Source organism: Bradyrhizobium sediminis (genome assembly GCF_018736085.1).
Classification (GTDB): Bacteria; Pseudomonadota; Alphaproteobacteria; order Rhizobiales; family Xanthobacteraceae; genus Bradyrhizobium; species Bradyrhizobium sediminis.
On record NZ_CP076134.1, the window covers coordinates 4,830,306 to 4,845,124 of the forward strand.

Consider the following 14,819-nt stretch of genomic DNA (forward strand, 5'->3'; position numbering starts at 1 on the left):
GCATGGCCAATTCGAAACCGCTGATGGCAAAATCATCCGGGACCGATCAGGCGAGCGCCGCCCTCGCCTCGGGCCTGCGCACGCTCGAGACCGAGGCCAGCGGCATCGCCGCGATGTCGGCCGCGTTGCAGGGTCCGCTCGGGCCGGCCTTCGCCGCCACTGTCGAGCTGATCCGGCAGGCCAAGGGCCGCGTCATCGTCACCGGCCTCGGCAAATCAGGCCATGTGGCGCGCAAGATCGCGGCGACGCTGGCCTCCACCGGCACCCCCGCCTTCTTCGTCCATGCCGCGGAAGCAAGCCACGGCGATCTCGGCATGATCACGCCGGACGATGTCATCATCGCGCTGTCGTGGTCCGGCGAGCAGCCGGAAATGAAGAACCTCGTCAATTACTCCAGCCGCTTTGCGATTCCGATGATCGCGGTGACCTCGAATGCCACCTCCTCGCTCGGCGAGGCCGCGCGCATCGTGCTGGAATTGCCGAAGGCGCGCGAGGCCTGTCCGCACAACCTGGCGCCGACCACCTCGTCGCTGATGCAGGCCGCAATCGGCGATGCGCTCGCCATCGCGCTGCTCGAAGGCCGCGGCTTCACGGCGCTCGAATTCGCCAATTTCCATCCCGGCGGCAAATTGGGCGCGATGCTGAAATTCGTCCGCGACATCATGCATACCGGCGACGCCATCCCCGTCAAACCGCTCGGCGCCAAAATGTCGGACGCGCTGGTGGAGATGTCGACCAAGGGTTTTGGCTGCGTCTGCATCGTGGACTCCGGCGGCGAGATCGCCGGCATCATCACCGACGGCGATCTGCGCCGTCACATGCGGCCCGATCTGATGACCGCATCGGTCGACGAGGTCATGACGAGGAACCCACGCACCATTCCGCCCGGCATGCTCGCGACCGAAATGCTGGAGACGATCAATTCGTCGAAGCCGGCGGTGACCGTGCTGATCGTCGCCGAGGGCAAGAAGCCGGTCGGCATCGTCCACGTCCACGACGTGCTGCGCGCGGGCGTGGCGTAGCTTTCTCACGTCGTCCCGGCGAGCGCCGGACCTCTCCACCGTCTTTGCGAGGAGCGACAGCGACGAAGATTCCATGGGGAGTGGATAGCGGCCGGGTCTGGAGCCAGACTGAGGTTGCTGAAACCACTCAACCTGGAGACGACGATGTTGCTCGATCATCCTTCCGACGAACCGACCGCTATCCGCACGCATATTGGCGCAATTTTTGTGTCGTTGGAACTGAGCCGTTCGAATTGGCTGGTGACGTCGCTGTCGCCGGGCAAAGGCGAAAAGATGTCCAAGCGCAGCGTCGCAGCTGGCCATGTGGCCGAGCTTTTGGCGCTGTTTGCGGAGCTCAAGCGCAAGGCGGAGGTCCGGACCGGCCAAAGCTATCCGATCATCACGATCCAGGAGGCCGGGCTGGATGGGTTCTGGCTCCACCGCGTTCTGCAACAGGAGGGGATCGAGAGCCACGTGGTCGATCCCGCTTCGATCGCGACGCCGCGGCGGCGCAGGCGGGCCAAGACGGACAGGCTCGACGGCGAGACGCTGCTGCGGGCGCTTCTGGCCTACAAGCGCGGCGAGCCGCGGGTCTGCGCGATGGTGGTTGCGCCCTCGCCCGAGGAGGAGGATCGCCGGAGGCTCTGCCGCGAACGGCGGACATTGATCGAGGAGCGCGTCACGCATGTGAACCGGATCAAGGGGCTTCTGTTCGCGCAGGGGATATCCGACTACGGACCGCTGCGGCGCGACCGGCGGGCGCGGCTTGAAGCGTTGCGCACCGGAGATGGACGGGAGCTGCCGTCGCATCTGAAGGCTCAGATCGGCCGCGAGCTCGATCGGATCGAGCTGCTTCTGGACCAGATCAAGTCGGTCGAGGCCGCGCAGGAAGCCCTGCTGGCGGCGGCGAGAATGCCTGCAAGCGAGAAGGCCGCGCCGGACCCGGTCACGATGCTGCTCGCCTTGAAGGGAGTGGGCGCCAACTTCGCCGCCGTGCTCTGGTCGGAGGCGTTCTATCGGCAGTTCGCCAACCGCCGCCAGGTCGCCGCCTATGCGGGCCTTGCGGCAACGCCCTGGCAAAGCGGACGCATCCGACACGAGCAAGGCGTGTCGAAGGCCGGCAATCCCAGGCTGCGGACCACGATGATCCAGCTCGCCTGGCTGTGGGTACGTCACCAGCCGCAGTCGGCCCTGACGCGCTGGTTCAAGGAGCGAAGCCCGCAAGGCCGCAAGCGCGCGATCGTGGCGCTGGCGCGCAAGCTTCTCGTGGCGTTGTGGAAGTATGTCACCCAGGGCGTCATCCTCGAGGAGGCCGTGATGAAGCCCGCCGCCTGATCCGGGACCGAGCCCAACAGCAAGCCGCCCGGACGCAACGAAACAACCATAACCCATCTGCCGAGGCCCGATCAGCCTCGGAAGATCCGGGTGGACGAACCGATGGATTGCATGGCTTCAAATGCCGCAACGAAGAATGGCCTCGTCCTCTCGAGCCTGCCCGCCGCAAGCGGAATCCTGGTGCAGTCGCATCAAGCGACGACCGAATGTGAGTTTGATCTGGCAAGCAACCCAGATCGCCGAACCGGCTCGAACCCTGGATCGTAACTGCGAGGATTGCAGATGCCCTGACGGAACCGCCAACACCAGGAGCTCCTGTCGTGCCCGACGCACCAAGCATGATGACGTGCTCGCTCAACTCAAGGCCAAGCCGCTGCGCGGCGGCCCTAACGGGCCGGCCTTGACTTGATCTGCGCGCGTCATCCTGCACAGCCCACGGTCGGGACGGAAAGGTGGCCGCAGTCGAACAAAAAGGTGACTGCTCATCCTTGACACACACATTCCCCATGTGAGCAATCCACACTTGCTTTGCGGCCTTATGGATTGCTTCGCTTCGCTCGCAATGACGGCTAAGCCTTCGGAAACCGCGCCGCCGTTTCCTCCCGCGGCAAGGCCAGCCCGTTGGCCAGATACGACACCGTGCGATAGAAGCCGCACAGCAGCAGCACTTCCAGAATCTTCGCCTCGTCGTAATGCGCCGACAGCGCCGCAAATTCCCCGTCGCTGAGCGTGACGCGGTCATGCAGCGCGTCGACGGCTGCGATCAGCGCCTGCTCGGCGGCGGACCAGCAGGGTGCATCGGCCTTCTCCAGCACGGTGGCGCGGACCTGCTCGTCGGTCAGGTGCGCGGCGGCGGCAAAGGCCGCGACATGCACGCCCCATTCGTATTCGCAGGCCGTGCGGGCGCAGGTCCGCATGATCGCGATTTCACGCTCCCTTAAAGTGAGCGGGCCGCGGTCCAGCAGGCTGCCGGCGCGGAATTTCTCCCAGGCGCGCGCGCTGGTGGCGATGGTGCGGAACAGCACCAGCGGCGGCGCGCCGCGCATGATGCGGTCGAAATGGCCCTGGATCTCGGGCGGGTAAGGCGGCTGCAGCGGCGCAATGCGTGACATCGTCGGCTCCTGTGCTACAATAAACGTAGCGTTACGCTACATTATCTGTAGCAATCCGCAAGAGGAGCCTGCGATGCCGAAACCGGGTTCAGCCATGAAGAAACGCGCCGCCCGCGGCTCGGCGTCCGGCCGCCCGATCATGGCCCTGCTCGACCTGTTGGGCCGGCGCTGGAGCCTGCGGATCATCTGGGAGCTTCGCGACGACCGGTCGCTGACCTCGCGCGCGCTACGCACGGCCTGCGACGACGCCTCGCCGACCATCCTGCAGACCCGGCTGACCGAACTGCGCGAGGCGGGCCTGGTCGAACTGATCGCCGGCGACGGCTACCACCTCACCGCCCTGGGCAGGGATCTGGCGGAGAATTTCCTGCCGCTGTACCGCTTCGCCGAGCGATGGAGCAAGCGCGCGGCTGGCTAATTTCATACCGCGGCCACCGTCAGACTCGCGCCGTCGGCCTGCACGACCCTGACCCGGCTGCCGGCGGGCGCATCGGGACCGGCGACGCGCCAGATGGTGTCATCGATCCTCACCGTGCCGGCGCCGTCGATGATCGGTTTTTCCAGCGTGAACACCCGGCCGACCAGCGCATCGGTGCGCTTGTTGAGAAACGGGTTGCTCTGGCTGGCCGATTTGTGGCTCAACGCCACCCGCCGCCACAGCGGCACCGCCGCCACCGCAAACACCGCGAACATCAGGAGCTGCGTCTGCCAGGACAGGTCGATCGCGAACGACAGCAGCCCGACCAGCAGCGCCGCCAGCCCGAGCCAGAACATGAAGACACCGGGTGCAAGCAATTCCAGCGCCATCAGCACGAAGCCGAAGATCAGCCAGTTCCAGGTGCCAAGGGAGGTAAACATCTCGGTCATCATCTGACCCTTTCAACTATCTGCTCAAGCGATCTATACGACACAACGGCAGTGGGCCCCCTCTCCCGCTTGCGCTTTGCTCGGCACCCTCCCCCGCAAGCGGGAGAGGGAACTCGCTCGCGCCAGCGCGCGCACCACGCCAACCTCTAGGGCCGCGGCGTGAAGGGCGGCGGGGTCGGCCCGGTGTTCGGCACCGATCCACGCCGTGCCGCAGCCTGCGCGGAAGCCGAGCTTTCGCCGAAGGTCGCCTTCGCGATCTCGCCGATGCCGGCGAGCGAGCCCAGGATGCTCATCGCCTCGATCGGCAGCATGACGATCTTCTGGTTCGGCGAATCCGCGAGCTGTCCGAACGCCTTGATGTATTTGTCGGCGATGAAGTAGTTCAGCGCGGCGACGTCGCCCTTGGCGATGGCTTCGGAGACCATCTGCGTCGCCTTGGCCTCGGCTTCGGCCGAGCGCTCGCGCGCCTCGGCGTCGCGGAACGCGGCCTCCTTGCGGCCTTCGGCCTGCAGGATCTGGCCTTGCTTGGCGCCTTCCGCGCGCAGGATTTCCGACTGGCGCTGGCCTTCCGCCTGCAGAATGTCGGCGCGCTTGACGCGCTCGGCCTTCATCTGGCGTCCCATCGCCTCGACGAGGTCGGCCGGCGGCACGATGTCCTTGATTTCGATGCGGTTGACCTTGATGCCCCACGGCGACACCGCGGCGTCGACCACCCGCAGCAGGCGCTCGTTGATCTCGTCGCGGTGCGACAGCACCTGGTCGAGATCCATCGCGCCCATCACCGAGCGGATATTGGTCATGGTCAGCACGATGATGGCCTGATTGAGATCGGACACCTCGTAGCTCGCCTTGGCGGCGTCGAACACCTGGAAGAAGGCGACGCCGTCCACCGTCACGGTGGCGTTGTCCTTGGTGATCACCTCCTGCTCGGGAATGCTGATCACCTGCTCCATCATGTTCATCTTGCGGCCGACGCGGTCGAAATAGGGAACGATGATGTTCAAGCCGGGCGACAGCGTTCGGGTGAATTTACCGAACCGCTCGATGGTCCAGTCGAAGCCCTGCGGCACAGTCTTGACGCCGGCGAACAGCGTGACGATGACGAGCAGCACGAACGCAATGGCAAAAATGTCGAAGCCGGTCATAAATCCTCCAAAGCCGCAAAAACCAACGTCCGCGGACGTATTCTTGTTGGTCTGAATGCCGGCCGCGCCGGTTCAGTATAGCCTTATCGAATAAAGCTAAGGGGGAGTTTCGCGGCCGCCAGACGGTCCCGGCCTGAACGCCGGCCAAGTGCTTCGTTTCGTTAACGAAGCAGGCGAGATCACTTAACCGTCAAATCCGGCCGTTGGATCCAGCCTTTATATCCAGCCTTGCAGCTCCCGCAGCACCAGCTGGCGGATCACGTCCATGCCGGGATCGCTGTCGTTCAGGCAGGGGATGAAGGTGAACTGCTCGCCGCCATTGTGCTTGAATATCTCGGCGTTTTCCTGGGCGATTTCCTCCAGCGTCTCCAGGCAGTCGGCGGAGAAGCCGGGGGTCACCACGGCAATCCGGCGCACGCCCTCCTTCGCCAGCTTCTCCATGGTCTTGTCGGTGTAGGGCTGCAGCCACTCGTCGAAGCCGAAGCGCGACTGGAAGGTGAGCATCAGCTTTCCGGCGTCGAGGCCCATGCGCTTGCGCAGAGCGTCGGTCGTTGCGATGCATTGGACCTGATAGGGATCGCCCTTGTCGACGTATTTCTGCGGCATGCCGTGGAACGAGGCCACGATCAGTTCAGGCTGGAACGGCAAGCTCGCCAGATGAGCCGATATCGAGACCGCCAGCGCCTCGATATAATCGGGATCGTCGTAATAGGGCGGCGTGATCCGCAAGGTCGGCTGCGCGCGCATCGAGGCGAGCACGCGAAACACCTCGTCGCATACGGTGGCCGTCGTCGCGGCCGAGTATTGCGGATAGAGCGGCACCATCAGGAGCCGGTCGCAGCCTTGCGCCGTCAGCGCTTCGATCCGCGATGCAATCGACGGGTTGCCGTAGCGCATCGCCCAGTCGACCACGACGTGGTCGTGGTCCGCGATCGCCGCTGCCAGCTTGTCGGACTGGGCGCGGGTGACGGTCTTCAGCGGGGATTCGTTGTTCTCGGTGTTCCAGATCTTCAGGTAGTCGCGCGCCTTGCGGGCCGGGCGCACGCGCAGGATGATGCCGTTCAGGATCAGTTTCCAGAGCAGCCCCTGGTCCTCGATCACCCTGACATCGCTGAGAAATTCCTTGAGATAGACCCGCACGCCCCGCGCATCCGCGGTGTCGGGGGTGCCGAGATTGACCAGCAGCACGCCGACACGTTGCGGTCGGGTCTCGGCGGCAGCCTTGGCGCTCTCGATTGATGCAACCGCTGTCATAATGGTGTTGGCTTCGCGCGTCGAACTATCCTTGTCAAGATAATGGCGGTTTCGATACTGTCGCTTATTGCCGCGTCGGGGGGAACCATGACGGTCGCCGAATGGTGCGTTTTCGGAACGCTGATGCTCTATCTGCTGACGATCGCACCGATCAAGTGGATCGGGTTCCGGCGCTTCGACAATGCCAGGCCGCGCGACCCCGCCTTCTATAACGACCCGATCGCGGCGCGCGCGCTGGGCGCGCATCAGAACGGCATCGAGGCGTTTCCGTTCTTCGCCATCGCCGTGCTGCTGGCGGAATTCCGGGCCGGGCCGCAGCGCCTGATCGACGAACTGGCGATCCTGTTCCTGATCGTGCGGATCGCCTATGTCTTCACCTATCTCGGCAACCGCCCGACCCTGCGCTCGATCCTGTGGAGCATCGGCTTCGCGCTCAATTGCGCGATCTTCTTCATGCCGGCGATCCGGCACTGGTTGCCGGGGTAAGGCAGATTTGGTTGTCATACCCAGCTCCCTCCACGTCATTGCCTGCGACAAACGCGAAGCGTTTGCGCAAGGGAGCGTCAGCGACGAAGCACTCCATTCATCGGCAAGCGGCGGCATGGATTGCTTCGTCGCAAGAGATCCTCGCAATGATGCTGTGATAGGCCGCCACACCAGAACTGTCGTCGCCCGGCTTGACCGCGCGATCCAGGGCGGATTCAACCGGTCGTCGCAACGCTTCAGCAAAGGAGGTTGCGATGAAGGGATACAGGCGTTCGGATCGGTGTGTGGGAGCAACGTTGCGGTCGCGAGGCCCGGCGCGTGGTCCGTGCCGGGCAACGCGCCGTCACGCCAGATGCCGCTCCCGTGTCGCGATCAGGTCCCGGATCGGTTTCGAGATGGCAACCGGACGATGGGACTGCTGGTCGGTGTAGACCCACACGATCTCGCCGGTCACGAGTGCATCCGCTCCGCCCTTCAGAAAGATGGCGAGTTCGAAGACGAGGCTTGTATTGCCGATCCGCGCCACCCGCGCGCCGGTGTCGATTTCCTGGTCGAACAGCACCGGCGCCTTGTATTCGATGAGCGATTTGACGACGTGGAAGTCGACGCCGGTCTTCTTGGCGTCAGCATATTGGTCGTAGCCCAAAGCGCGGAAATACTCGGTGATGGCCGTATCGAAATAGGTCAGATAATGCGCGTTGAACACCACGCCCTGGCCATCGATTTCGGAGTATCGCACCCGAAACGGGTGGAAGAACCAGAATTGCTCGCGTGACATCAATTCCCGTCTAACCTCTACAGACACGTCACCCGTTCGGCCGCGAGATAGCCGAACAGCAAACCGACCCCGAACAGCAGCACCAGCCCCGCCGCGCCGAATTCGATGCCGCGCATCACCAGTGCGCCGCCGCCTTCGCGTCCGGCGCTGAGGCGCCGCGCCAAATCCTTGGCGGACACCGCGATGACGGCGATGGTCGCGACCGTGATCGCGGTGCCGAGCCCCATCACGAAGGTCGCGGCGATGCCGGCCCAGAACAGGCCCTGCGCCAGCGCAAACACCAGCACCAGGATCGCGCCCGAACACGGCCGGACACCGACCGCCAGGATCGCCCCCAGCCCGCGCTTCCAGCCGCCGGGGCCGGCGAGTTCGCTGGGATCGGGACCATGGGAATGGCCGCAATGCTCGTCATGGACGTGGCCGGGGTCATGATCGTGATGGTGGTGGCCGTGATCATGATGATGGTGACCATGGTCGTGGTCGTGATCATGGCCGTGATGATGCGCGGCGGCGACCAGCGCAGGCGCCGGCTCGCGGGTTTGCAGCGCGCGGATGAATCCGCCGCCCTTGGTCCAGACCAGCCGGGCGCCGAAGGCCGCGATCAGCGCGTAGCTCGCGATCTCGATCGCCTTTTCGGCCCCGCACATGGTTTTCGCGGTGGCGTTGAGCAGCCAGGCGCAGATCCCGACGATCAGGACCGCCACCAGCGCCTGCATCAGCGCCGAGGCGAACGACAGCGCGATGCCGCGCCGCGCGGTCTCCTGGTTGGCGACCAGGTAGGACGAGATCACCGCCTTGCCGTGGCCGGGGCCGGCGGCGTGGAAGATGCCGTAGGCGAAGGAAATCGCGAGCAGGGTCCAGACCGCCGAGCCGTCGGACTTGGCGGCGCGGATGGTCGCGGACATCTCGCGGTAGAATTCCGATTGCTTGGCCAGCAGCCAGCCGACGATGCCGCCGACCTGCGGCTCGGCAGGGGCTCGCCGCGGCGCGCCGAACGGCGTCTGCGCCATCAGCACATGGACGAGGCCGTCGAGCGCCAGAATGGCGGCCGCCGCCGCGATGCAGACCATGACTCCGCGTGCAAAACTCGAGCCTTTTCCGTTTCGAAAGAATCGAAACGGGGCTCCAGATTCTCGATTTGACGCGTTTTCTTGACGCGAACCGGCCTCCACTTCGCTTGAAAACGCTCCAGAGCGGGATGGCGGCGTCACGGACACTCCACCGAGATCTTGTTGGCGAACATCGCGCCGTAGTTCGAATTGTCGCCGCTCATGAAATTCTGTTCATTGAGCTTTTGCGCCTCGGCGGTGCCGTCGGTCGGCCGCTGCAGTTTCATCTGACAGGCGGCCGGCGCCCCGACCAGCTTGATCGGGTCCTTGTCGGCGAATTTGAAGTCGATGAAGTAGGCCGGATCGAATACTTCCAGCGCAAGCTGTCTGGCTTTCAGCGGCGTCTTCAGCGGCAGCGTGAGATGCAGCGTCAGCGCGCCTTCCTTGTAGTCGAGGAAGTAGTCGACCGGCTCGAGGAATTTCTGCTTCTTGCCCTCGGCCCTGGCGAAGGTGAAATAGTCGAATTCCTTCAGCGATTCGACATTGGTCTGCGCCAGCGGCGCCAGGTCCTCGCGGCTGTAGACGCCCTTGGTCTTGGTCTCCAGGCCCTGCAGCGCGTAGGTCGAGAACATGTCGTCGAAGGTCCAGGCATGGCGCACCCCGGTGACCGTGCCGTCGGGGGCATAGACCAACTCGCTAGAGGCGGTGATCCAGACATGCGGATGGGCCTGCGCCTGCTTCGCACCGAAGCCGAGAATTCCGGCCAGCAGCAGCAGGCCCAGCAATCCCTTTTTCATCATATTCACCTCAGGCAGCCTCAGGGGTTTCCAGCAGGCCGCGCCGGCGCAGCAGCGCGTCGGGCTCCGGCTCACGGCCGCGGAACGCGACATAGGCATCCTCCGGATCGCGCGAGCCGCCCGACGAATAGATGTCGTCGTGCAGCCGTTTGGCAACCGCGGGATCGAAAATATCGCCTGTTTCCTCGAAGGCGCCGAACGCGTCGGCGTCCATCACCTCGGACCACATGTAGCTGTAATAGCCGGACGCATAGTGATCGCCGGAGAAGATGTGGCCGAACTGGGTCGGCCGGTGCCGCAGCACGATTTCCTCGGGCATCCCGATCTTCTCCAGCTCGGCCCGTTCGAACGCCCGCACGTCGCGGCTGGCCTCGGCCGGCTGGGTGTGGAATTCGAGGTCGATCAGCGCCGAGGAGACGAATTCGACGGTGGCAAAGCCCTGGTTGAACTTGCGCGCGGCGATGAAGCGCTTGAGCAGGTCGTCCGGCAGCGGCTCGCCGGTCTGGTAATGGCGGGCGAACTGCCGCAGCACCTGCGGCTGCTCCTGCCAGTGCTCGTAAAGCTGCGACGGCAGCTCGACGAAATCGGTGAACACGCTGGTGCCCGACAGCGAAGGGTAGGTCACGTTCGACAGCATGCCGTGCAGGCCATGGCCGAATTCATGGAACAAAGTGCGGGCGTCGTCCGGCGACAGCAGCGACGGCTCCCCGTCGGCGCCCTTGGAGAAGTTGCAGACGTTGATGATCAGCGGCGCCACCTCGCCGTCGAGCTTCTGCTGGTCGCGCAGCGAGGTCATCCAGGCCCCGGAGCGCTTCGAGGAGCGGGCGAAGTAGTCGCCATAGAACAGCGCCTTGTGCTTGCCCTGGGCGTCCCTGACCTCCCAGACCCGCACGTCGGGGTGCCAGACCGGGATGTCCTTGCGCTCGGTGAAGCTGACGCCGAACAGGCGGGTGGCGCAGTCGAAGGCGGCGGCGATCATGTGGTCGAGCGAGAGATAGGGCTTGATCGCGGCGTCGTCGAAATTGGCCCTGATCTGCCGCAGCTTTTCGGCGTAGTAGCGCCAGTCCCACGGCGCCAGCGCGAAATTGCCGCCCTCCCCGGCGACCAGCGCCTGCAGGGCATCGCGATCGGCCAGCGCCCGGGCGCGGGCCGGCTTCCAGACCCGCTCCAGCAGGCCGCGCACCGCTTCCGGCGTCTTGGCCATGGAATCCTCGAGGCGATAGGCGGCGAAGGTCGGGAAGCCCAGGAGCCTGGCGCTTTCCTCGCGCAGCTTCAGGATCTCGACGATGATGTCGTTGTTGTCGTTGGCGTTGTTGTTGTCGCCGCGGGCGGTAAAGGCCTTGAACACCTTCTCGCGCAGGTCGCGCCGGGTGGAGCTCTTCAGGAACGGCTCGACCGAGGAACGCGACAGCGTCACGATCGCCTTGCCTTCCATCCCGCGCTCGACGGCGGCGGCCTTGGCCGCTGCGATGAAGCTGTCCGGCAGGCCGTCGCGATCGGCCTCGCCGAGCTCCATGAACCAGTCCTGCTCGTCGCCGAGCAAATGGTGGCTGAACGAGGTGCCGAGATGCGCCAGCCGCTCGTTGATCTCGGCCATCCGCTTCTTGGCTGCCTCGTCGAGCCCGGCGCCGGCGCGGTGGAAGCGGGTATAGGTGCGCTCCAAAAGCCGCATCTGCTCGCCGGTGAGCCCAAGCGTGGCGCGGTTTTCGTGCAGCATGGCGATGCGGCCGAACAGCACCGCGTTCATCATGATCGGATTCCAGTGCCGCGCCATCCGCAGCGACACCTCGGTGTCGATCTCGAGCAGCGCCGGGTTGGAGTGCGCCGAGACCAGGTCGTAGAACACCGCCGACACCCTGGAGAGCAGTTTTCCCGAGCGCTCCAGCGCGGTGATGGTGTTGGCGAAATCGGGCGTGGAGGGATCGTGCTCGATCGCGGCGATCTCGGCGGCATGGTCGGCGAAGGCCCGCTCGAAGGCGGGAAGGAAATGCTGCGGCACGATCTCCGCAAACGGAGGGGTCTCGAACGGGGTCCGCCACGCCTGCAAAAGCGGGTTTGCCTGGGCCTGCGAGCTGGCCGCCATTTCCGTGGTTTCCGACATCAAGATTTCCCGTTTCTGGTCCCGAATAGTTGCAGGAACCTATAGCACCTGATGGGGCTTTTTTGGGCCTTTTACGCTTGATAGCGGAGGCCTTTTCATAGAGATTGCGGCCCGCAACAGGACCTTTGGACCCATGAGCTCGCAGCCCTCCCCGACCGCTTCCCGCCGGATCCTCTGGCCCAGCGTCATCACCGTCATCAGCGCGGCGATCCTGATCGGCGCCGAGGTGTTCGGCGCGGCGTTCGCCGGCGGCTGGGCGCTCGCGATCCTGTTCGGGCTCGACGACACCGGCGCCCACATCCTGCAGGCGGTGCTGTTCGCGCTCGGCGTCTTCATCATGGTGGCGTTCATCCGCGCCGCGCAGCGCGTCGAGCCGTTCACGCGCCGCGCCTGAGTCGCGTGAAGCAACAAAGCCGCGTGGCGCTTGCCTCAAAAACGCTTACGCTTCCTTAAAGTAACTTAACGTCTGTTCATGTTCGTCGCCGCGCGCGGCAAGCAGCGGCGCTGCAAGCACATGTTAGGCAAATTTGTCCCCAGCCTAAAAAAATTGTTGCGAAGCAGACTCAAAACCCCTATTTCCCGTGTTGCCCAATTTCGCACGTGCCTGTGGTCGTGTGTCAGTCGGTAGGTATCCGGACAAGAGGCCGGACAGCCGCCAAGGGGATGAAGAACCGAGGGTCGCTCAAGTCCGAGTGGCCAGCATCTCTCTCAAGAGATGCCGTTGAAGGTCTCTTCGCTCCTTGCAACCGTGACTGGCAGCCGGAGGCGAACCGGCGCACCTCGTTCTCAACGGGGGACGCGACTTAAAGCAACGACGGATCGGGCTTTTTTGGTCTCTGCCGGCTTTCCACCAGCCGGCGCGAATACCGAAGAGGCTTGTCCTTCATTGCCAGGTGTGCGGGCGGGATCCTTCCCAACCAATCCACGGCAGCACAGTTCGGTCTGAGTCTTTTGGCTTCGTTGCGCCTCCATCGCGCGATGTGGCCGGAGCGCTCTTATCCGAGATCATTTTTGAACGTGTCCCGTCGCTGGGCCGTTTGGGAGGGTGCTATGACCGAACGCATTCAGGAATTCCTGCGCAACCGCCGCAACGAGGGCCAGGACGTCGAGCCGTGCCTCGTCGTCGACCTCGAAGTCGTGCGCGACAACTACCAGAGCTTCGCCAAGGCGCTGCCGGACAGCCGCGTGTTCTATGCAGTCAAGGCCAACCCGGCGCCGGAAGTGCTGTCGCTGCTGGCCTCGATGGGCTCGTGCTTCGACTGCGCGTCGGTCGCCGAGATCCAGATGGCGCTCGCCGCCGGCGCGAGCCCGGAGCGCGTCTCCTATGGCAATACGATCAAGAAGGAACGCGACATCGCGCGCGCCTTCGCGCTCGGCATTCGCCTGTTCTCGGTCGACTGCTCCGCCGAAGTCGAGAAGATCGCCCGCGCCGCCCCCGGCTCGAAGGTGTTCTGCCGCATTCTCTATGACTGCGCCGGCGCCGAGTGGCCGCTGTCGCGCAAGTTCGGCTGCGATCCGGAAATGGCGGTCGACGTGCTCGACCTCGCCAAGCGCCTTGGCCTGGAAGCTTACGGCATCTCGTTCCATGTCGGCTCGCAGCAGCGCAAGGTGAAGGCGTGGGACCGCGCGCTGGCGATGGCCTCGACGGTGTTCCGCGACTGCGCGGAGCGCGGCATCAACCTGTCCATGGTCAACATGGGCGGCGGATTTCCGACCAAGTACCTCAAGGACGTGCCGCCGGTGGTGCAGTACGGCCGGTCGATCTTCCGCGCGCTGCGCAAGCACTTCGGCAACCAGATCCCGGAAACCATCATCGAGCCGGGCCGCGGCATGGTCGGCAATGCCGGCATCATCGAGACCGAAGTCGTTCTGATCTCCAAGAAGAGCGACGAGGACGAGGTGCGCTGGGTGTATCTCGACATCGGCAAGTTCGGCGGTCTCGCCGAGACGATGGACGAGTCGATCCGCTACGCCATCCGCACGCCGCATGACGGCGCGGAAATGACGCCGTGCGTGCTCGCAGGCCCCACCTGCGATTCCGCCGACGTGCTGTACGAGAAGATGCCGTACCCGCTGCCGGTGACGCTCGAGATCGGCGACAAGCTGCTGATTGAAGGCACCGGCGCCTATACGTCGACCTACTCGTCGGTGGCGTTCAACGGCTTCCCGCCGCTGCGGACCTACCACATCTGAGGCCTCGTTGAGGCCCGACTAGTCGGGAGCCGGCGCGCCGGCTCCCTCCCCATCACCTGCCGATTCGCCGACAACGCCTCCCGCGCTTGCTGCCGCCGGATGCGAGGACTGACGTGCCATGGCTGCTTTGCGGAAGACCCCCGTTGCCCTCATCTCCGACGCCGCTGCGTTCGCGATCCGCGGCGAGCGAAGCTCGGACGTCGCTGCGCGCGAAGTGCTGCTCGATGCCTGCTTTGGCGCCAACCGCCATGCCCGCACCTGTCAGCGCCTGCGCGACGGCTACGCGCCCGCCGAAGGCCTTGCCTTCTCGGCCACGGCGAACGGCAGGCTGGTTGGAACCGTGCGGTTGTGGCACGTCGGCGCCGGGGGCAAGCCAGCGCTGGTGCTCGGCCCGCTGGCGGTGGACGGCGCCTGCCGCGAACTCGGCATCGGCGCGGCATTGATGGACCACGCGCTGGCGGCGGCGAAAGCCCGCGGCCATGGCGCGGTGATCCTGCTCGGCGACGCGCCCTATTATGCCCGCTTCGGCTTCTCCGCCCTCAAGACCGGCGAACTGGCGCTGCCCGGCCCGTTCGAGCGCGACCGCCTGCTCGGCCTTGAACTGCGCGACGGCGCGCTCGACAGTGCCTGGGGCATGATCGTGCCGTCAGGCGCCGAAAGGCAAGGCGCGGCCGGCGGGAAAGGCCCGTAAATTGGCCTCT

General features: G+C 64.9%; 15 protein-coding genes. 7 read left to right on the top strand and 8 right to left on the bottom strand.

What is annotated here, in order from left to right:
- Positions 1-2: 2 nt before the first annotated feature.
- Together KMZ29_RS23235 and KMZ29_RS23240 are read left to right on the top strand one after the other, a co-directional pair.
- Positions 3-1,022, top strand: a complete 1,020-nt coding sequence (locus KMZ29_RS23235; protein WP_215621384.1) for a KpsF/GutQ family sugar-phosphate isomerase — start codon at positions 3-5, stop codon at positions 1,020-1,022.
- A gap of 144 nt (positions 1,023-1,166) precedes the next feature.
- The gene (locus KMZ29_RS23240; protein ID WP_215620307.1) at positions 1,167-2,336 is read left to right on the top strand and encodes an IS110 family RNA-guided transposase; all 1,170 of its coding nucleotides are present in this window, start codon (positions 1,167-1,169) and stop codon (positions 2,334-2,336) included.
- 569 nt (positions 2,337-2,905) lie between these two features.
- Here KMZ29_RS23240 and KMZ29_RS23245 read toward each other — a convergent pair.
- Positions 2,906-3,448, bottom strand: coding sequence for a carboxymuconolactone decarboxylase family protein (locus KMZ29_RS23245; protein WP_215621385.1), 543 nt, complete (start codon positions 3,446-3,448; stop codon positions 2,906-2,908).
- A gap of 73 nt (positions 3,449-3,521) precedes the next feature.
- Between KMZ29_RS23245 and KMZ29_RS23250 the strand changes: the two genes are divergently transcribed.
- The gene (locus tag KMZ29_RS23250) at positions 3,522-3,866 is read left to right on the top strand and encodes a winged helix-turn-helix transcriptional regulator (RefSeq protein ID WP_249779770.1); all 345 of its coding nucleotides are present in this window, start codon (positions 3,522-3,524) and stop codon (positions 3,864-3,866) included.
- A 2-nt stretch (positions 3,867-3,868) separates the two neighbouring features.
- Here the strand turns inward: KMZ29_RS23250 and KMZ29_RS23255 are convergent, their stop codons facing one another.
- From KMZ29_RS23255 to hemH, 3 genes are all read right to left on the bottom strand, one after another.
- Positions 3,869-4,315 carry an NfeD family protein gene (locus tag KMZ29_RS23255; protein ID WP_215621386.1) on the bottom strand — a complete coding sequence of 149 codons (447 nt, stop codon included), beginning with the start codon at positions 4,313-4,315 and terminating at the stop codon, positions 3,869-3,871.
- A 146-nt stretch (positions 4,316-4,461) separates the two neighbouring features.
- Positions 4,462-5,460 carry an SPFH domain-containing protein gene (locus tag KMZ29_RS23260; RefSeq protein WP_215621387.1) on the bottom strand — a complete coding sequence of 333 codons (999 nt, stop codon included), beginning with the start codon at positions 5,458-5,460 and terminating at the stop codon, positions 4,462-4,464.
- A gap of 216 nt (positions 5,461-5,676) precedes the next feature.
- Positions 5,677-6,714 carry a ferrochelatase gene (hemH, locus tag KMZ29_RS23265; protein WP_215621388.1) on the bottom strand — a complete coding sequence of 346 codons (1,038 nt, stop codon included), beginning with the start codon at positions 6,712-6,714 and terminating at the stop codon, positions 5,677-5,679.
- An 87-nt stretch (positions 6,715-6,801) separates the two neighbouring features.
- Between hemH and KMZ29_RS23270 the strand changes: the two genes are divergently transcribed.
- A complete protein-coding gene (locus KMZ29_RS23270; protein ID WP_215603567.1) occupies positions 6,802-7,200 on the top strand; it encodes an MAPEG family protein in 399 nt (132 codons plus the stop codon).
- Between the two features lie 343 nt (positions 7,201-7,543).
- Here KMZ29_RS23270 and KMZ29_RS23275 read toward each other — a convergent pair whose 3' ends face one another.
- The 4 genes from KMZ29_RS23275 to KMZ29_RS23290 form a co-directional block, all read right to left on the bottom strand.
- Positions 7,544-7,978 (bottom strand): acyl-CoA thioesterase, encoded by a 435-nt coding sequence (locus tag KMZ29_RS23275; protein ID WP_215603568.1) that lies wholly within the window; start codon positions 7,976-7,978, stop codon positions 7,544-7,546.
- A gap of 17 nt (positions 7,979-7,995) precedes the next feature.
- The gene (locus tag KMZ29_RS23280) at positions 7,996-9,048 is read right to left on the bottom strand and encodes a nickel/cobalt transporter (RefSeq protein ID WP_215621389.1); all 1,053 of its coding nucleotides are present in this window, start codon (positions 9,046-9,048) and stop codon (positions 7,996-7,998) included.
- A gap of 137 nt (positions 9,049-9,185) precedes the next feature.
- On the bottom strand, positions 9,186-9,827 hold the full coding sequence (locus tag KMZ29_RS23285) for a DUF1007 family protein (RefSeq protein WP_215624384.1): 642 nt from the start codon (positions 9,825-9,827) through the stop codon (positions 9,186-9,188).
- Between the two features lie 7 nt (positions 9,828-9,834).
- Positions 9,835-11,925: a M3 family metallopeptidase gene (locus KMZ29_RS23290; RefSeq protein ID WP_215621390.1), complete on the bottom strand. Its 2,091-nt coding sequence runs from the start codon at positions 11,923-11,925 to the stop codon at positions 9,835-9,837.
- A 133-nt stretch (positions 11,926-12,058) separates the two neighbouring features.
- Here KMZ29_RS23290 and KMZ29_RS23295 point away from each other — a divergent pair, with 133 nt between their 5' ends.
- The 3 genes from KMZ29_RS23295 (at position 12,059) to KMZ29_RS23305 (ending at position 14,809) form a co-directional block, all read left to right on the top strand.
- Positions 12,059-12,319 (top strand): hypothetical protein, encoded by a 261-nt coding sequence (locus tag KMZ29_RS23295; RefSeq protein WP_215621391.1) that lies wholly within the window; start codon positions 12,059-12,061, stop codon positions 12,317-12,319.
- Positions 12,320-12,975: 656 nt separating this feature from the next.
- Positions 12,976-14,118: a type III PLP-dependent enzyme gene (locus KMZ29_RS23300; RefSeq protein WP_215603573.1), complete on the top strand. Its 1,143-nt coding sequence runs from the start codon at positions 12,976-12,978 to the stop codon at positions 14,116-14,118.
- A 118-nt stretch (positions 14,119-14,236) separates the two neighbouring features.
- Positions 14,237-14,809 carry a GNAT family N-acetyltransferase gene (locus KMZ29_RS23305; RefSeq protein WP_215621392.1) on the top strand — a complete coding sequence of 191 codons (573 nt, stop codon included), beginning with the start codon at positions 14,237-14,239 and terminating at the stop codon, positions 14,807-14,809.
- Positions 14,810-14,819: the final 10 nt, after the last annotated feature.